This window comes from Flavobacterium sediminis (genome assembly GCF_003148385.1).
Lineage (GTDB): Bacteria > Bacteroidota > Bacteroidia > Flavobacteriales > Flavobacteriaceae > Flavobacterium > Flavobacterium sediminis.
Genome location: NZ_CP029463.1, coordinates 2172815 through 2191820 on the forward strand (window position 1 = coordinate 2172815; position 19006 = coordinate 2191820).

Annotated in this window: 14 protein-coding genes; 12 read left to right on the top strand and 2 right to left on the bottom strand. The window is 33.7% G+C overall.

Annotated elements, in window-relative coordinates; all coding sequences use genetic code 11:
- The first annotated feature begins 15 nt into the window (after positions 1–15).
- Positions 16–1179, top strand: coding sequence for a Pycsar system effector family protein (locus DI487_RS10085; protein ID WP_109569527.1), 1164 nt, complete (start codon positions 16–18; stop codon positions 1177–1179).
- On the opposite strand, the gene DI487_RS10090 is transcribed toward DI487_RS10085, so the two are convergent.
- Both DI487_RS10090 and DI487_RS10095 read right to left on the bottom strand, forming a co-directional pair.
- Entirely contained in the window at positions 1176–3545 is a 2370-nt protein-coding gene (locus DI487_RS10090) for a GAF domain-containing protein (RefSeq protein WP_109569528.1), read from the bottom strand. The genes DI487_RS10085 and DI487_RS10090 overlap by 4 nt on opposite strands.
- 67 nt (positions 3546–3612) lie before the next feature.
- Positions 3613–4488: a hypothetical protein gene (locus DI487_RS10095; RefSeq protein WP_109569529.1), complete on the bottom strand. Its 876-nt coding sequence runs from the start codon at positions 4486–4488 to the stop codon at positions 3613–3615.
- 570 nt (positions 4489–5058) lie between these two features.
- Between DI487_RS10095 and DI487_RS10100 the strand changes: the two genes are divergently transcribed.
- The 11 genes from DI487_RS10100 to DI487_RS10155 all read left to right on the top strand — a co-directional run bounded on the left by DI487_RS10100 (position 5059) and on the right by DI487_RS10155 (position 19003).
- Positions 5059–6714, top strand: coding sequence for a tetratricopeptide repeat-containing sensor histidine kinase (locus tag DI487_RS10100; RefSeq protein WP_109569530.1), 1656 nt, complete (start codon positions 5059–5061; stop codon positions 6712–6714).
- A 6-nt stretch (positions 6715–6720) separates the two neighbouring features.
- Complete coding sequence (locus tag DI487_RS10105; RefSeq protein ID WP_109569531.1) at positions 6721–7386, top strand: P-loop NTPase family protein; 666 nt, start codon at positions 6721–6723, stop codon at positions 7384–7386.
- Positions 7387–7651: 265 nt separating this feature from the next.
- Positions 7652–8260: a PH domain-containing protein gene (locus DI487_RS10110; protein WP_109569532.1), complete on the top strand. Its 609-nt coding sequence runs from the start codon at positions 7652–7654 to the stop codon at positions 8258–8260.
- 4 nt (positions 8261–8264) lie between these two features.
- On the top strand, positions 8265–8477 hold the full coding sequence (locus DI487_RS10115) for a TM2 domain-containing protein (RefSeq protein WP_109570661.1): 213 nt from the start codon (positions 8265–8267) through the stop codon (positions 8475–8477).
- A gap of 24 nt (positions 8478–8501) precedes the next feature.
- Entirely contained in the window at positions 8502–9557 is a 1056-nt protein-coding gene (locus DI487_RS10120) for a type I restriction endonuclease (RefSeq protein ID WP_109569533.1), read from the top strand.
- A gap of 13 nt (positions 9558–9570) precedes the next feature.
- Complete coding sequence (locus DI487_RS10125) at positions 9571–9900, top strand: hypothetical protein (protein ID WP_146193434.1); 330 nt, start codon at positions 9571–9573, stop codon at positions 9898–9900.
- 14 nt (positions 9901–9914) lie between these two features.
- On the top strand, positions 9915–10331 hold the full coding sequence (locus DI487_RS10130) for a hypothetical protein (RefSeq protein WP_109569535.1): 417 nt from the start codon (positions 9915–9917) through the stop codon (positions 10329–10331).
- 2 nt (positions 10332–10333) lie between these two features.
- The gene (locus DI487_RS10135; protein WP_109569536.1) at positions 10334–11131 is read left to right on the top strand and encodes an endonuclease/exonuclease/phosphatase family protein; all 798 of its coding nucleotides are present in this window, start codon (positions 10334–10336) and stop codon (positions 11129–11131) included.
- A gap of 809 nt (positions 11132–11940) precedes the next feature.
- On the top strand, positions 11941–12828 hold the full coding sequence (locus DI487_RS10145; RefSeq protein ID WP_109569538.1) for a hypothetical protein: 888 nt from the start codon (positions 11941–11943) through the stop codon (positions 12826–12828).
- Positions 12813–17441 (top strand): hypothetical protein, encoded by a 4629-nt coding sequence (locus DI487_RS10150; RefSeq protein ID WP_109569539.1) that lies wholly within the window; start codon positions 12813–12815, stop codon positions 17439–17441. The genes DI487_RS10145 and DI487_RS10150 overlap by 16 nt, the downstream gene beginning before the upstream one ends.
- An 8-nt stretch (positions 17442–17449) precedes the next feature.
- On the top strand, positions 17450–19003 hold the full coding sequence (locus tag DI487_RS10155) for a hypothetical protein (protein ID WP_146193436.1): 1554 nt from the start codon (positions 17450–17452) through the stop codon (positions 19001–19003).
- Positions 19004–19006: the final 3 nt, after the last annotated feature.

Below are 19006 nucleotides of genomic sequence, written 5' to 3' on the forward strand. Positions count from 1 at the left end.
CATTAAAAGATTATGATGTCTATAATTACAAAATCAGCTTCGTTTGTGGAGCAATTATTCAAAGATAAGTTATCTTCTGCATATTTGTATCATAATTTTACGCATACACAAAATGTAGTACGGACAATTGAAGCGATTGTTGCGTATGAAAAATTAGATGCTGAAACAAAGGAAATTTTATTGGTTGCCGGATGGTTCCATGATACAGGTTATACAGAAAGCATCATAAATCACGAACAGGTCAGTGCAGAGATTGCTTCCGGATTTTTAACAGAGAACGGAAAAGAAAGTACTTTTATTAAAGACGTAAAAAGAATAATTTTGGCAACCCGGTACAATCATGAACCTGAGGACGAACGGGAACGGATCATGAAGGATGCAGATCATTGTCACTTAGGGAGTATCGACTATCTGACATCATCAGAGTCTCTCCGGAAAGAGTGGGAGCTGACTTGTGAAAAGCGTTTTTCAGATTTGGACTGGAATAAAGAAAACTTACTTTTTTTAAAGCAAAAGCATCATTTTTATACAGAATATTGTAAAAAGTTTTTACAACCGGTTAAAGAAAAGAATATCAAACAAGTTTTGAATACAATCCAAAAGATGGAGGAAAAGAAAGAAACTAAAAAAGCAAAGAAAGAAAAACCGAGCAGAGGCATTGATACCATGTTTCGGGTAACTTTAAATAACCATACCCGATTGAGTGGTATTGCTGATAGTAAGGCAAATATCTTGCTGTCGGTAAATGCTATTATCATTTCGGTAGCTTTGTCAACCATTGTGCCGAAATTAGATAACCCTAATAATGCTCATTTGATCGGTCCTACTTTTACTATGGTCATGTTTAGCGTGGTCTCAATTATTTTTGCCATTCTTTCGACCCGACCAAAAGTCACTTCCGGTAAGTTCACACAACGGGATTTAGAAGAACGAAAAGTCAATTTGTTGTTTTTCGGTAATTTTTATAAGATGCCGTTAAAAGAATATCAGGATGCCGTTACTGAAATGATCAATGATAAAGATTATTTATACAATACAATGATCTCTGATCTGTATTATCTGGGGCTAGTATTAGAAAAGAAATACCGATTGTTACGCATAACATACAATATTTTTATGATCGGAATTATTGTTTCAGTTATTGCGTTTGTCGTTGCTTTTAAAATGGCCGGAAATTAAGGGTTGATCTTCAGGAATTCGTCAATAGTAACCTTACTCTTTTCCGGTTTAGCGTTTTCGTGAAGTATGGTAACACGAATTGCATTTAATCCGGAAACTCCTTGTAGATCCTGTACTTCAAATTGCTCGACTTCCGGAGCAATAATGTTTTTGTGTTGCAGGTAGCGAACATATTTCAGGTATTCTTCTTCCTCATGTTTTCCGGAGTACACAATAGTGATTTTTCCCTGAGCGGTAATGCGCTCTTTTTTATTTTTTATGAATGCTTTATCGATGCGCTTTTTGACCACTTCATAGCGTGCATTATACGTACCGTCGACATCAAAGCGTTTTTCATCCATTCGGAACCGAATAGAGATCGGACTGTTAAAAACCAAGATCAGAGAAGTGACTTCTAGCGGAAATGGCAATTGCGATTTGATCTTATGGTGTTCAATTTCCATTTCACACAGGGTTTGAAATTGCCAAAGTCTCAGGTTCTGAAGATAAAGCAAATCAAATTTTCGTTGCGGTGTTATGGACGCACCGATGTATAAATTATGTTCAACACCGTCTGTTCGGAAACGTTCGTAATAATGCGGATAAATCTTTTGAGCCTCATTTTGTTTTTCATCAATGATCTTAGCCAGCTTTTTATTGATAATAGCCATAGCTTCATCAAATTTTTTACGTTCGGTATACAACAAACCGTTTTTGACATCCAAAGAGTCAAAATAGTGATTGATCTCTTTCTGAATGACATCATCGTCAAGCTGAATGGTTTGTAGCAGTGGGTGTATTTCCGTGCCGATATACCGTTGGATCTGCTGTTCGATATCAGCTTTCAGATTCCCGCTGATCTCCAGTTGCCAATCCTGTAATTCAAAGATGCGTTGCTCTACAATAGCAAGTTTATGGTTCTTATTAAGTGTGCTGAAAATATCAAGCAGCCATTTTAACTGAACGTTGAGGTCTTTTTTTACGGTTTCGTTTCGGTGTTCCGAAGAGCCTTTGATGTCGATTTGTCCGTAAAGCGGATGGACATCTTTAAAAACAATTTCTTTCAAAGTATACGATTCCTGATTGATCAAGCTGTCGTAAAATTTTTGAGCTTCCTGAGTGAATTTCCAATAAACACTTGGATGTATCGTGGTATATTCCCGCTGGATGATAGCCTCTATCTGATTGTCTCTTTCGTTATTGAAGCGTTCAATGGTGTCAACCAAAAACGGAGTGATCAATTCAATTTTCTGAGCTTCGATACTGTTCAGTGCTCTTGGTGTAGCCGAAACAAATTCTATGATGCCTAGTAATTGATTGTCTTTTACAATAGGAGCTAAAATACAACTCGAAATATTTTTTAATAATAAATTATAACCGAAAGTCTCATTTCCGGAATTCTGAATGTAATTCTGAACGTCAGATATGGTAAAATAAGTCTGTTTCTTTATCAGATTATCATAGGAACCGCCACATAAGAGCGTTTCGCAATCGCAATCTTTTTCATCTAAAAGGAAACTCGAAATAAAACCTTTACTGATAGGAGGTTTCACTAATTTTTTTTCAGTTTGATTGAAGATCATAAAACCGATCCTTAAATCAGGGATTTTAAAAAAAGACCTGAAAATCGATTCAAAACTGTTTTCAAAAATAGTCGGTTCGCTTTTAGTTTTCAGTAAGTTCGTTTTTAAGTTGGAAAGTGAATTTTCCGTTGTACTGTCGAATAAACTAACAATTCCGAATCCTTTTAAGATCCAACTTTCATGCGGAAAATATTTTTTCCACAACTCCAGATCATCATAATTGTCCAGTAACAAATTGATATCCGCTTCGGTCAACATGATCGCTTTGTCCGTTGGTATTACATCCATAAAATCAGCATTGTATAAAATGCGATAATGACGCATAAATCCTTTTTTATCAGGGATATCGTAAAACAAAGGCATGGCAAAATCAACCGTACTATTGAAATAGTGATTGATAATGAGGCAACAATTCATGACATAAAATCGATGTTCGTCAAGATCACGGATGTTGACCTCAAAATTGACACCGGCATTCTGCAAGATGTTTTCAAACCGTTTGGTATAATTGAACGTAAAATTGTGAAAAGGGATAGCTGCGGCCTTTATTTCATTATGCGTTAAAGCGGTGGGAAACAGGTCTGAAAGCAGGTAGCTGATCAACTGACTGTTCTGGCGTATCGTATCGATATTTTCAATTCCGGTGATCAATTCCGGAACTTTTTGTACTTCATCCAGTAATGATCGGGCATAAGCCGAGCGGAACGGAATATCGTTTTGGGCAATATGCTCCAGCATTTCCGTAAGCTTATGAAAGGAAATGAGTGTTTTAAAAGGTGATTCACTGAAGTACGATAAACCCATCCGTCTTAATTTGTACAAAGATACAAAATATTATGACGGAAACCTTTTGTGTGACGAACGGAAAAAGTTAACGGCAAGGTCTCCTTAAATGATATTCACCAATGATATAAGTCGTGATCTTTTTTAGAGTAACTCCGGTTTCCGGATGCAATCCCGGAGCTGTAAAACATTCGATCTCATTACCTTTTAAAGATTTGCCGTACCAGACATTTTCCATTCCGTTCTTAAAAAAAGTAGTAGTGTCACAAGGAATTATCTTTTTAAAGTTCCTGAATCTGTTTTCATCTATTTTCTCAAACGGAAGATCGGGATTGTCGCGAATTTCTTTTTCCGAATATTTTACAAAATGATCTTCGGTCCACACCATGTATGCTTTTTCTTTGGTTAAATAGTAACCCCCTAAAGAAAATAGAATTAACAAAGAAAAAAGACCAAATACTATTTTCGGATTCCACCGTTTTTTTTCCGGACTCTGGTTTGTGTCTACAAAATTGATAAGAGTAGATGGAAGAGTTTTGGAGGCTTCTTCTTCCGGAAGCGTTTTTTCAATTTGTTCATCAGGCATAGTATTCCCAGCAACCAATCGCGTGAATTTAGGATAAGGTCTACTTTCATAGTTTACCAGTAGAGCGGCCATATCTAAGGCAAAATGAGTTGAGAGCTCAGATTCTCTTTTAAAGAACTTTCCAATAGGTTTGAATTTGTTGACGATCTTTTGATCATTGAGTTCACGGACTTTTTCTCGATTAAATTCAAAACTTAAAAAATTTCGAAAATTAATAGAGTCATTTTGGTTTTTGGAATCAGTAAGTATAATAACGCATAAATCTCTGAGTTTTGCCGGAGAAGGATTTAAAAGAAAGTTACTGTGAACACCATTTTTTTCGGTTTCATACTTTTTTCGAATCGCTTTTTTATACTCTTCTAAGTAATTTTTTTCCATGTATTATTTCGGATTTTTCGGATTCTGTCGGATTCTGTCGGACTTTTCAAGAACTCTTAGAACTATCGGAATTCCGTAGCAAAACTATTGAAAATCAGGCTTTACTTTGTCTTCGGATTTAGTTCTTGTTCTACTCGCGATAAGAACAAATGTACAAAACTACTTCTAAAAAAGTGTCGCTAAACAGATCAGGATTTTTATCCGGGAAGTATAAATTGACTTTTCTGTTTCAGCACACTTCACTTCCCGCAAAGTATTAACGAACGGCAATAAGGCTGTAGAAAAAACATTCGAACAATCTCGAACAGCCCTGCCTATGTCTCATTTTTAATTTTTAAAAGATCATGAAAAAAATAATTCTTTTAGTAATAGCCGGGATCGGACTAGTGTCTTGTACAAATGATGAAACATTTACTATCCCGAAACAGTGGCAACAGAAACTCAAAATGAAGTTTATCTGAATCAGAAAGATTTAGATTCAACGGGAGGACAAGGAGGAACAACTCCTATAAGACCGTAACTTTCTTGTAAGAAATTTTTAATTTAAGAAAGATTTTATAATTTCGGGGAATGATATTTAGAAAAATATTTTCCCCGATTTTTTTTATTATACTAGGATTAAGTTTAAATTCTTGTGATAATAAGACGTTTGGACTTGAAGAATACGAAAGAGCAAAAGAAAAAGGAGAAGCTTTTTTTGATGAAGAAAAGTATGATTCTGCATTCTATTATTATAATAAAGCTCAGTTTCATTGTAAAGAGGTTGCATCGGATAGTATTATATATCCTTTGCTAATGATGTCTGAAATTCAGATGATTTATTGCGATTTTTCAGGTAGTGAAACAACCTTAACAGAAGCTTTGCCTTATGTTACTGGCAAAACTCTTGAAAAATATAGAACTTTTATATATAATAGTTTGGGGCTTGATTATTTAGAGCAAAAGAATTTTGAAGAAGCTTTGAAATATTATAATAAGTCTTTTGCAATAACCACTAATGAGTTGTCTAAGTGTATTATTAAAAATAATATAGCTTATAATTATTTAGAGCAGGAAAAATATGATATAGCGAGAGAAATATTAGATTCTATTAGAAATAATAATGCTTTAGTGTATGGATCTAAACAGTATGCTAAAGTAATTGATAATTTAGGTTTTGCTTATTTTAAAGAAGGAAATACAAATAAAGCGTATCATTATTTGGTCGAATCATTACAAATAAGAGATAGTTTGGGAGAAAGTCATGAAAAAATAGCTTCATTAATGCATTTAGCCCGATTTTATCAGGATTCTTTAACAGAGCTTACAGTTGATTATGCAGAGAAAGCATATCAGGCAGCTTCGAATGTAAAAAGTCCGGATGATCAAATAGAAGCTTTAGGGATTTTAATTTCAAATACTACAGGGACACAATCTAAAGAATATTTTCAAAAATTTATGACTACAAAAGATAGTATTGATTTGGTTCGACAAATGGATAAAAACCAATTTGCCAAAATAAAATACGATTATTCTTTAATTTCAAAAGATGCAGAAATCCAAAAAACGCAAAAAATAATCTATTTACTATTAGTTTTTATCGTACTCTTATCGTCATTGTATATCTTTTTCCACATCAAAAGGAAAAATAAGATAAAACTTCAATTAGAAAATCAAAAAACAGCTTACGAAACAGAGACCCGTATTTCCAGAAAGTTGCACGATGAGTTGGCTAATGATGTTTTTCAAACCTTGTCGTTTGTGCAAACGCAGGATCTGGACAAAAACAGGGCGTCTCTGGTCAATGATTTGGATGAGATATACAAGAAGACCCGTAATATTTCCAGAGAGAATAATGATATAGTTACCGGAAAAGATTTTGAAGCCGACCTTGTAGCAATGATATCTGATTTTCAGGACAAGGAAGTACGAATTATCATTAAAAAAGAAGAAGTGAATTTGGACCAGATTTCGCCGGAAAAACAGATCGCAGTATATCGAGTACTCCGGGAATTGCTGGTGAATATGAAAAAATACAGTCAGGCATCTTTAGTGGTGCTGAATTTCAGTTCGGACAAAGAACTGAAAGTAAACTATTCGGATAACGGAATAGGGTTTGAAAAGAAAAATGTAAAAGGCGGAATCCAAAGTGCGGAAAACCGTATTCACAGTGTAAACGGAACGATTACTTTTGACACTATGCCGGGGAAAGGCTTAAAAGTTTCAATCGTAATACCTAAAAATTAAGCACGTATGTTTACAAAAGTATTGATAGCAGAAGATTTTGACACGACTAATGTAGCGGTTACGCAACTTTTAAAAGAATTAGAGGTTGAGCAGGTTGATTTTGCTAAATATTGTGATGATGCCTTGTTAAAGATCAAAAGAGCACTTTTAGACGGGGATCCTTATCAATTATTGATCTCTGATCTGTGTTTTAAAGAAGATTTCAGAGCTGTAACCTTAAAGTCGGGCGAAGCATTGATAGAAAAAGCAAAAGAAGTGCAGCCGGAATTAAAAACGATAGTGTATTCTATGGAAGATAAGTCTTTCAAGATAAAATCGCTTTTTGACAATTTTGAGGTGGACGGTTATGTGGTTAAAGACCGCAAAAGTATTCCGGAACTCAAGGAAGCCATTTTGAAAGCTGAAAAAGGAGAGCGGTATGTTTCTCCGGATCATGCTTCAGCTTTGCAGGATAAAACCGTGAGTGAAATAGACAGTTATGATTTACAGATCATAAGACATTTAGCCTCCGGAATTACTCAGGATGAAATAGAACTAACGTTTAAGGAGAAAGGAATCACTCCTAACAGTAAAAGCACCATAGAAAAGCGGATCAACAGGCTGAGAACGTATTTCAGAGCCAACAATAATGTGCATTTAATTGCTATTGCAAAAGATATGGGCGTGATCTGAAATATTCCGCCTTTATTGTGTATCACAATTTTCAAGATAATTTTTTTGCTACAACAGTTGTGGCATTTTTTTTAAAAATTAACTTTTGCTACAGCTATTGCAGCACTTTTTTCAGAAAATATATTTTGCTACAAAAATTCAAAAGAACAATAATCACCTTTTAATTTATTTTCTTCAAAATTAAAAAATAGTCTTTACGGAAAGCCGTAAGGAAAACTATGGTATTGGTTTTATGTTTGGGGTGTTTAACCTTAAATAATAAAAAATGATTAATGATATTAAAAAGTTCTTAAATGAGGAACAAAACCCAAAGGTTGTAGAAAAATTAATGCACAAGGTGAAAGGATTGCTTACTGCAGGGGAAGAAGTCGAATATATTGCAGTACAGAATAAACCCATTGTTAATTTATCTCCTGATTGTATTACATTGACAAATAAAAGAGTGATTTTTTGCCGACCTAGTAATTTAGGTCTGTCTATGAATTTTCAAGACTATTTATGGAAAGAAATAGCAGACTGTCATATGAAAGAAGCTATTCTGGGAGCTGTTTTTTCAGTAAAAACAATTAAGGGACAATTAAATACTTTAGATTATTTACCTAAAGTTCAGGCAAGAAAATTATACCAGTTTGCACAGGAAAAAGAAGAAGAGATGGCGGAATATAGAAGGCAAAGAGATTTAGAAGACAAAAGAGCCGCTGCAGGAGGTGGTATTGTAGTGAACGCTAATACAGCAACAAATGCAGCTAATGAGAAAGATAAAGAAGAAGATCCTCTTATCGTTTTACAAAAGTTAAAAGGATTATTAGAAAATGAGATCATTTCTAAAGAAGATTTTGAATCAAAAAAAGAACAAATATTATCAAGAATGTAAAATTATGAAAAGTAAATTAACAACTGTTTTACTGGCGTTTTTCTTAGGAGGAGTCGGAATACATAGATTTTATTTAGGGCAGACTTTTGTTGGGATATTGTATTTGTTGTTTTGCTGGACATTTATTCCAACAATAATTGCTCTTTTTGATTTTATAGCTTTTTTATTTATGTCAGAAGAGCGATTTAATTTTAAATATAATAAGGCTGCTTTTTAGTTTAATCAATTAAAAGATAAAAAAATGGAACTACAAGTACAATTTAAAGCTTTAGCAGATAAGATCAATCAGCTCAAAGATAAAATAGAAACAGAAGAATCTACCAAGCATGCTTTTGTGCTTCCTTTTATTAATAGTTTAGGTTATGACACATTTAATCCGACAGAGGTGGTACCTGAGTTTACAGCTGATATAGGTTTAAAGAAAGGAGAGAAAGTAGATTATGCTATTTTTCAGGAAGGAGAACCTATTTTAATCATAGAGTGTAAAAACTGGCGGGAAGATTTATCAATTCATAATTCGCAATTGTTGCGTTATTTTCATGTAACAAAAGCCCGATTTGCTTTGTTGACCAATGGAATTCAGTATCAATTCTTTACCGATCTGGAAGAAAAAAATAAAATGGATGAAAAACCATTTCTCGAGTTTGAGATCACTAGTCTGAAAGAAAATACTATCCATGAAATTGCAAAATTTCATAAATCTAATTTTGATGTCAATAAGATTGTTAATAATGCCAGTTCATTGAAGTACACAAAAGAGATTAAAAAATTAATCAATGATGAATTACAAAATCCTTCAACTGAGTTTATTCGTTTGTTTGCCGGTAAAGTATATTCCGGAAGATTGACTGAAAAAGTAATGGATGAGTTTAAAGAATTGGTTTTAAAAGGTTTTAATCAATTTATTAACGAAAGAATCAATGATCGCTTAAATGCCGCTTTAAATAAAGAAGCGGAAAAGCAGGTTGGCGATCAGGTAGAGGAAATAGAAGAAAGTAAAATAAATACAACAGAAGAAGAATTGGAAGGCTTTCGTATTGTAGTAGCCATTTTAAGAAGAAAATTAGAAGTGCATCGAATTGTACATCGTGATACGCAATCTTATTTCGGAATTTTATTGGATGATAATAACCGAAAACCACTTTGCCGATTGCATTTTAACGGTGTTAAGAAGTACATCGGATTGTTTGATGATGCTAAAAATGAAACCCGACATGCATTAGAAAGCCTTGAGGATATTTATCAGTATGAGGATGAGTTGTTAGAAACAGCATGGAGATATAATAGTGAAGAATAAAATCAGAAAAAAAATGGAATTAGAATTTTACGAATACCAGACAGGTACTTTTAATGATGTGAAAGAATCATTAATAAGAAGTATTGCTCAGTATCTTAGACATTACAATAAAGTAAAAGTAGGAATCACATCTAATCCTTTGAATCGCTTTTCCCAACATAGTAATAGTGGAAAAGGGTGGAAGAAGATGATAGTGAAGTACGAAACATCATCGGTTAGTTATATAAATGAAATGGAAAAGCTACTGATAGATAATTTCTCAGATTTATTACAAAATGAAATTGGCGGAGGCGGCGGTCCAAACGGAAAACCTCCTTATTATTTATATTTGTTATTGAAATAAAATTTTAAAGAATCATGATAAAAAAACTACTATTACCTATTATTATTTTTAATCTGTTGTCCTGTAAAGATACAGATACACCTCCACCACCAAGTCCGCAATCTTTTTATTTAGAGTTAGATACCATAACGCCGGAAGATCGGAAAGAGATCACGGAAAAAGAAAAAAAAACCTATCACGTCGATAAAAAGTACCGCTACGAGTATCGCACCGGAATTAGCGGACATTATGAGTACAATTACGATATCATCGGTTACGATAAAGACAGTAATAAAGTAAGAGGAAACATCAATATACGAGGAAAATACGGAGCAGGTATGGTAGAAGACAAAGACGGGCATGAAAAAGACCTGTATGTTCATTGGGTTGAGAACGAAAAACTTGCCGGAAAAGATATAGACGGCAATGAATATGAATTTGTAGTAGAGTAGTGATGAGAATTTGGTTTACTTTTTTGTTTTCTTTTTATGTCGTAATTGCGTTTTCGCAAGTAAAGATATGTTCATGGAACATTGAAAACTTTGGCTCCTCAAAATCAGATTCCGCCATTCAATTTATGGCTGAGGTATTAAAAGATTTTGATGTTGTGGCTCTACAGGAAGTTGTTGTTAACGGATCTGGAGCAAGAGCTGTCGCTCAATTAGCCGATAACCTTAATAGAAAAGGAGCAAAGTGGGATTATGTAGTCAGTGAAGCAACACAAGGAAGTGCTTATAAATCGGAACGCTATGCTTTTTTATGGAAGCCTTCTAAAGTAACCAAACTGGGAGAACCATGGCTGGATCAGAATTTTGTAGAAGAGATTCAACGGGAGCCCTTTTTTTGCACCTTTCAATTTGGGGAAAAAGAATTTACCTTAGTTAATTTCCATGCTAAAACTAAAAGGCAACAGCCCGAAACTGAAATCAAATATTTTAAGTTTTTTCCGGATTTGTACCCCAATTTAAATCTTATCTTTCTTGGAGATTTCAATTGTCCGCAAAAACACACCGTTTTTAATCCGCTTAAAAAAATGGGGTACGAGTCCACTTTCCGGAATCAAAAAACATCACTCCGTCAAAAATGTATTGATGATGACTGTTTAGCTTCTGAATATGATAATGTTTTTTATAACAAAAATCGTTTCTCTGTAATAGGCTCAGGAGTTGTTTTGTTTTATAAACAATTTCGTTTTTTTTCTAAATCAAGAGAAATTTCTGACCATATTCCTGTTTGGGTACAAATAATTTAACTTTTTCTTAAAAGATAAGAATAATTTAACAGAACAAAAATTTGGTGATTACAATAGGTCTAAATATTTTTGTTAAAATTTTTTTTAACAATTTTTGCTTTGCTAAAAAATAAAAAGTAAATGTTAACGTTTGTTAATTTATAGCCTGATATCTTAAAAACTATTCAAAGTGTAATTGAATAAGGTCATCAGGAAATAGTAAAGTATTGAAATAGTTTAAAAAATAATGTTTTTGTTAATAAGATAGAGTGCTGCTAAAAACTTATCTGCTAACTAACCATTTTTTAATCTTTTCTAGTAAAAGAAGAAAAGGAATGAAAATACTTGAAAAATAGTATTGGATTTTCTATTGTGTAAAAGATTAAAAAGAGGTAGGAACCGAAATTTATTCAGAAAGATCAATCCCCCTGATTTTTCTATTGTTAGTTTTTTCAATATGAATAGTTTGAAAAAACGTAAGATTTGTTTTTTAATAGATTCTCTTTATCGGAAAAAACAAGAGCAGACTGTACTGTTGAAATTGTTTTTACATAAGAAGATGGAGGTTTATTAAAAGAAAATTCACATCACTTTCTTATTAAAAAAGGCAAAAATGAATAATAGTTGCCTTTTAGCTAATGACAGAGCTTTAAAGTTTAGGGCGCTATCTTTTAAGTTATTATTGTTTGTCGCAAACAAAATTTCAAAGTATAATTTTTTAAGACTTAATGCGGATTCTCAGACTAAAATCGGAGAAGATACATTAGTCTGTAGTAATAAAGAAAAGAGAAATATTCCAATATTAAAGATACTTATACAGAAATACTATTATGAAGCAGATTAGAACCAGTAAGTTTTCTAAGTTAATAGCCTATTATTTAGCTATTATGATGTTTTTACAAGTTACCCAGCCTGTAAGAATGTATGCATTGACCAGTGGTCCGACACAGCCGGAATTCAATGCTTTTACACCTATAGGTACATCCGATATGGTGGATTTAGCTAGCGGGGATTTTAACTATAACATTCCGATAATGGATGTAGGTGGCTATCCTATTAACCTGGCTTATAACTCCGGTGTAAGTATGGATCAGGAAGCTTCATGGGTAGGCTTAGGATGGAATCTTAATATAGGACAGATCAATAGAGATGTAAGAGGACTTCCGGATGATTTTAAAGGGGATCTGATGACTTATGAGAATAACATGAGAGATAATCTTACAGTTGGGTCTTCTTTCTATATTAACCCTCAAATAATAGGGTCATTAGATAACATACCGATAAGTTTAGGAGGAGGGTTAAACATGCAGTTTAATAATTACAAAGGATATTCAGCAGTTCCTTCGTATGGGCTATCCTTTAGATTGTCTGATCAGGTTTCTGTCGGAATGCAATTATCGAGTTCGAATGAGTCAGGAGCGACATTGACTCCTAATGTCTCTCTAAGTTATTTTTCAAAAGAGACAGGTGATCTGTCAAATTCTTTTGGTTTTAGTTTATCACCATCTATTTCATATAACTCCAGAGAAGGATTGTCATCATTTAACATTAATTCCGGAATAACTTATAAAAATGATTTCGGAAAAAAAGATAAAAGTATAGGAGGATCGATTTCTTTTCTAAATAACACTTTCACTCCTTCAAAGAGAGTAGGATTAAAAAATAACGGGGCTACATTTTCATATTCCGGAGGTGTGGATATTTGGGGTTTCATTTAGAAGGAAGTTTTGCAGGTTATGGATCACTTCAAACTTTAATTCAAAAAACAAAATCGGAAAAAGCTTTTGGTTATGAAAATACTCATTTCTCAGGAGAGAATGATATTATGGATTTTAATAGAGAAAAGGAACAATCTTTAATGTCTAAAAACACATTAGTATTGCCGGTAACTAATTATACGTATGATATTTACAGTATTCAAGGGCAGGGTGTAGGAGGAACTTTCAGACCTTTCAGAGGACAAATCGGATATGTACATGAACCCAAAGTAAGCGATATTTCTGCAAGTATGAGTATGGGAGCAGAATATGAGGGAGGTGCCGGAGGGCATATCGGCGGAAATATCAAACGGTCTTATTCTAATTCTATGACCAGAGGGTGGAACACCACAGTAGTGCCTTTTTTCAAAGAAAAGATTTCAAATAATGATATTTCATACGAGACTGTTTATTTGAAAAATATAGGAGAGAATAGAATAGACCAAGAATATCAATCCCTTTTTGATACAAAAATAGGTGCTGCTGCAGCTATTACACTACAATTAGACGGTAATAAGCAGGCAACTAATAAATATTTAGTGAAAGCACCTTCATTGTCTTATGGAAACAGTTCTCCATTTAGTTCGACTCTTACATTCAATTCACAATTAAAAAGAAATAAAAGAGAAGACAGGAATCAAGTAATACAAAAGTTTACTAAAAAAGAAGTTGAAGATTTCGGAATGAATTCTTTTATAAAAAGTAATGTACATGCAAAACCTCATCATACAGCAGGTTATGTTATAACAGATGAAAAAGGGAATCGACATATTTTTGGTGAAACAGCTTATAATGAAAGTAAAAAAGAGGTAACATTCGCTGTAAATACCGTTTCAGACCCGGATAATGACGGTATTGTATTGTATAGCCCGGGTTCTGATAATTCCCCAAACAATCATAGAGGGATAGATCATTACTTTAATAGGATAACAACACCGGAATATGCTCACACATATTTACTTTCATCTGTTTTGTCCGGTGACTATGAAGATTTAAGTGCTGACGGACCAACTGATGATGACTTAGGGACATATACAAAAATAATATATAGTAGCCCATACAATTATAACTGGAGAATTCCTTATAAGAAAAATTCAGCTTCGTTTAATGAAGGGTTCAAATCCGATCCGAAAGATCAGAAAGCAAGTTATATTTACGGAGAGAAAGAGATAAAATATGCGACAAAAATAATTTCAAAAACTCATGTTGCTTTTATAGACTTAGAGGACAGGAAAGATGGCAGAGGAACATTAGGAGAGAATGGAGGAAACGGGAGTAAGTATATGAAAAAAATAACAAGTATCAGGTTGTATTCTAAATCTCAGCTTCAGAATGAACAAGACCCGGGCATAAATAACGCAAGTGTAAGACCAATAAAAGCAGCTCATTTTGTTTATGATTATAGTCTATGTCAAGGTATAGATAATAATTCAGGAGTAATATCGAGTTCAACAAGTGAAATTAATAATCAGGGAGGAAAATTAACTTTAAAGAAAGTATATTTTACTTATGGTAATTCCAATATGGGGAAATATACACCTTATATATTTAACTATGAAGGTTTAAACCCAAATTATAATCCGAAGGCTTATGATATATGGGGGAATTATAAACCTTTGTTAGATGCATCCTCTGGTTTAACAGCACAGGAATTTCCTTATGTAGAGCAAGGAGATCAACAACAACAGAATGAATATTCAAGTGCTTGGTCATTAACATCAATAGAGCTTCCTTCAGGAGGTAAAATAAAATTGACTTATGAGAGTGATGACTATCAGTTTGTTCAGGATAAAAGGGCTCTACAAATGTTTAAAGTGGAAGGGGTTTGTACAGCTGCTGCAAAAGATAATTTTTCAGCTAGTTCAATAACAAATGAACTTTACGGAACAAATGGTGAAGCCAAGTATGTAGTGGTTAAAGTAAATGATGAAGATGTGCAACTGCCTGACAGTACTATTTTAGAAAAATACATAGGTGAGTTAGAAGGAAAGCCAATATATTTTAATTTCTTCATGAAGATAAAGAAAAGTGGAACTGTAAAAGATTTTGTTACCGGATATTTTGAGATGGATCAGGAGGCAGTTGTTCGATCAGTGTCAGCCGATACCTATTTATTGGTGCCTATGAAGCATTTGAACAAAGAAGGGAAAGATTCACAAAGTAGTTTGGTTAATCCCATTTCGTTAGCAGGATGGTTTTTTGGACGTAAATATCTTCAGGACTATATATATACCAATAATCCATCCGATTTAAGCCCTACAAATATTTTTAGTATCGGACAGAGTTTGATTAATAATTTAGGGGCAATGGTTGAAATCTTTAGAGGACCAAATGGGAGACTCAGAGACCTGAATTGTGCACAAAATTTTGAACCGGTTAAATCTTGGGTACGTTTACAAGAACCTTCAGGAACAAAATTTGGAGGAGGCTCCCGAATCAAAACAGTTGAAATGTTTGATGGGTGGAATGATATGGTAGGTGTAGATGAAAATGACCCTAATATTGATATACAGCGTTATTTAAAAAAATATGGGCAAGAATATGATTATAATTTAGATGATGGTAGTTCTTCCGGCGTGGCAACTTATGAACCTAATATTTGTAAAGAAAATCCGCTAATACAGCCATTTTACCATAAGCCTGAAAAAATGTCTGCGCAAGCCTATGAAGAAAAACCATTCGGTGAATCTTTTTATCCTACACCTACTGTTACGTATAAGAAAGTAAGAGTCAAAAATGTCACGGCATCAGATGATGATGATACAACAGAAGTCCGTAATACTAAAACCGGAGAAGTAGTGACTACTTTTTATACGAGTTATGATTTTCCTACGAGATCTAGTTTTACAACCTTAGATAATCCTTTAACTAAATATTATCGATCCAATGAAAATGATATGATTAAGAACATAGTTAAAGGTTTGTTAGGATTAAAAATCGAGGTTAATATTGACTTAACGATGACACAGGGGTTCTCTGTTGAAACAAATGATATGAACGGAAAAATGAGGAAACAGGAAGTCTATAATAATGCAGGAGATATTATATCAATGGTTGAATATAAATATAATGTTGATGAAAATGACCCCTCTACTTTAGTTAGTGAATTAGTAACTATTGATGAGAACGGAGAGGTAAGCAATACAAATGCATTAGGAATGCATTATGATGTTATAAATGATTTTAGAGAGAGTTACTCTTATTCTAATGTTAATGGGGTTTCAGGGAATATAGATTATTTGCCGTTCATTTTTCCGATTGTAATAGGATATGCAGTTCCGGAACGTTCACAACACACACAGATTTTAAGAACAGCAGTAACAACTAAAGTTATTCATAAAACAGGAATACTGGTAGAAAAAATAGCGCATGATCTAGGCTCCCGGGTTTCAACAAAGAATCTTGCCTGGGATGCTAATACAGGACAAGTAGTATTAACCCAGACTGTAAATGAGTTTGATGATAAGTATTATGCGTTTAATTATCCTGCGTATTGGTATTATAAAGCCATGGGAATGGCTTCAAATAATATCGATATTAAAGGAATGTTAGAAATGGTATCCGGAAGTACTGAGGCTAATTTTAGCATATCGGGTAATGGAGCTCCCTCGGTGGAAGAAGTATTTAATTTAGGAGACGAATTGATTATATCTTTTAATGTTTCGGGAGGTACAACATCTTATTTGAAGTTTTGGGTATCGTCAATTCAGAACGGAGAGATACAACTTATGAATAGAAATGGGAATATTTTAGATGCAAGTAGTTTACCTAGTAATGAAGTTGGCTTTAAAGTTATTCGTTCCGGAAAGCGCAATCAGCAAATGGCTTCAATGGCTTCAATTACGTTAATGGCTGATCCAATACTACTTAATCCGGACGGAACGGGGAATTTGAATGAACAGCTAATTACATATAACGGTTCTGAATCAGATAATCCATTCATTGTTAATGCCTCAGCAATAGAGTATTCTGATGAATGGGAATCTCAATGTGAAAGAAATCTACCTAATGCTTCTGGTTTGCTTTCCGGAACTATAGGACCTGTAAATCCTTATGTCTATAATATAAAAGGAGATTGGAGAGCGAAGAAATCATATGCTTATTTAACAGGTAGAAATTCAGGAACAACGGTTAGAAATTCAGGGTTCTATAAGAACTTTTCACCATTTTATTCATACAATGGGACAACTAATGTTTGGGAAGTTGATGCAACTGATTGGACTTTTGCGAGTGAAGTTTCAAAATATAGTCCGTATGGTATGGAAGTAGAAAATAAGGATGCTTTGAATCGGTATTCTTCTGCGCAGTATGGTTACGGTTATACTTTACCGGTTGCCGTATCGTCTAACGCAATGTATCAGGAGATAGGTTTTGACGGATTTGAAGATTATAGTATTAATAATTTCACTACTCCTCAAAATGTTAATTCACATTTTGGTTTTAATGGAGTGATTAGTACAGATGCTTATATAACAAATAAAAAATCCCATTCCGGTAAAAATGCAATAGTTGTGAAAGCTAACACAACTGTTGAATATAAAAAGAGAATAGCAGAATGTGAATCTACAAATTAATTGATCTGATGAGAATACATAAAATCTTTATAACAACAATACTTTTGTGGAGCATTAATAGCTTTTCACAAACGACATGTAACATTGGTTTTGCCAATCAAACACAAGGATGGGATTTCTACCTGTTAGACGGGTATAACGATCCTAATGTTGATATTAGTGATCCGTCAAGCGGTTCTTTACATGTTCCGGGAGGAACAACAACTTTATCCAATTCGACTGCTTCTCATACCGATTGGTTTATACATTCTACTACGACAAACTTAAACAATACCGGAATTAATTTTACGGGTAGTCTTTTAGAATACAGACAAAGTAATATTCAGGATGTATCTAATTATACAACCTTTAGCAAAGGCGAAGAGTTTTTGAATGCAGATAATCTAAGTTATAATTTTTACGGATTTGTAGTATTCAAGCAAAGTAATGGGAATAAGGCAATCGTAGATTGTTTAAATGAAACCTATTTTAGGATAAAGGTTATGATTGAAACAAACGGAACGTCAACTACGTATTTTGATCTGTTATTAAGACCTAATTCAACCATTCCGCAGTATTGTAATGAAATAACAACAAATGACCCAGATTATCGTATAATTAATTATAATCTTCCTCTCAATATACAAAATTTGGTTAATTTTTGTGATTCGTCATCAAAGGTGATTGTTGAAATGACAACATCCGAAATTGATAGTATAGATCCGGATGAAGGACATTTTGATATATCATCTTTTTATAATGGGTCGTGTTTAGGAGGTGGTCAGGTATTGATTGAGTTGACTAATCCTGTGATTGAAGATCAATTTTGTATGAACACACCTTATGCTTTAATTGAGCCTACTTTCAATGGAATGCAAGGTAGCGGATATTACAAGGTGGAATGTACTAATTGTAACCCTCAGGTTGATGATACTTTTTCAACGAGTACTACGAATTATTATTCTTTCTCAGCTCAGGGTACGTATACCGTGAGTTATATTTATACAGGTACTGAAGGGTGTGAAATTGTTAAACAAAAAACAGTCAATATTATAGCATGTACACCTTGTTTATATTGTACATCTTTTGAACTGATCCAAGGGAAAGAATATAGTATAAGTGGATGGACATCCTTGAGAAATGATGATGTTAATTTTGAAGAAGTAAGCTTTACTAATTTTAATGATGCTTTGATAGAAATGGAGTTTTTAGATGCAGGAGGATCCCAGTTAAGTGTGAATAGTTTCTTTGTTTCCGGAAAAATTATAGACGGCTGGCAAAAAATTTCAGGTAGATTTATTGTGCCGGTCGGAGCAGCTGATATGGAGATTAAGTTAATCAACAATTCTTCAAAAGTGGCTTTATTTGATGACATTAGGGTGTATCCCAAAGACGGAACCATGAAAAGTTTTGTTTACGATCAGGAAACAAAACGTTTAATGGCCGAATTAGACGAGAACAACTATGCAACATTCTACGAATATGATAAAGAAGGAGGCTTAGTAAGAGTAAAGAAAGAAACGGAGAAAGGCGTTTATACTATTCAGGAAACCCGCTCAAGTACAGTTAAAAAAGATAATTAAGAT

What these genes read in the sequence shown, in the direction of transcription:
- DI487_RS10085 (WP_109569527.1), top strand. Translation starts at nt 16, where the DNA reads ATGTCTATAATTACAAAATCAGCTTCGTTTGTGGAGCAATTATTCAAA.
- DI487_RS10095 (WP_109569529.1), bottom strand. Translation starts at nt 4,488, where the DNA reads ATGGAAAAAAATTACTTAGAAGAGTATAAAAAAGCGATTCGAAAAAAG.
- DI487_RS10100 (WP_109569530.1), top strand. Translation starts at nt 5,059, where the DNA reads ATGATATTTAGAAAAATATTTTCCCCGATTTTTTTTATTATACTAGGA.
- DI487_RS10125 (WP_146193434.1), top strand. Translation starts at nt 9,571, where the DNA reads ATGGAATTAGAATTTTACGAATACCAGACAGGTACTTTTAATGATGTG.
- DI487_RS10110 (WP_109569532.1), top strand. Translation starts at nt 7,652, where the DNA reads ATGATTAATGATATTAAAAAGTTCTTAAATGAGGAACAAAACCCAAAG.
- DI487_RS10145 (WP_109569538.1), top strand. Translation starts at nt 11,941, where the DNA reads ATGAAGCAGATTAGAACCAGTAAGTTTTCTAAGTTAATAGCCTATTAT.
- DI487_RS10135 (WP_109569536.1), top strand. Translation starts at nt 10,334, where the DNA reads ATGAGAATTTGGTTTACTTTTTTGTTTTCTTTTTATGTCGTAATTGCG.
- DI487_RS10105 (WP_109569531.1), top strand. Translation starts at nt 6,721, where the DNA reads ATGTTTACAAAAGTATTGATAGCAGAAGATTTTGACACGACTAATGTA.
- DI487_RS10090 (WP_109569528.1), bottom strand. Translation starts at nt 3,545, where the DNA reads ATGGGTTTATCGTACTTCAGTGAATCACCTTTTAAAACACTCATTTCC.
- DI487_RS10155 (WP_146193436.1), top strand. Translation starts at nt 17,450, where the DNA reads ATGAGAATACATAAAATCTTTATAACAACAATACTTTTGTGGAGCATT.
- DI487_RS10130 (WP_109569535.1), top strand. Translation starts at nt 9,915, where the DNA reads ATGATAAAAAAACTACTATTACCTATTATTATTTTTAATCTGTTGTCC.
- DI487_RS10120 (WP_109569533.1), top strand. Translation starts at nt 8,502, where the DNA reads ATGGAACTACAAGTACAATTTAAAGCTTTAGCAGATAAGATCAATCAG.
- DI487_RS10115 (WP_109570661.1), top strand. Translation starts at nt 8,265, where the DNA reads ATGAAAAGTAAATTAACAACTGTTTTACTGGCGTTTTTCTTAGGAGGA.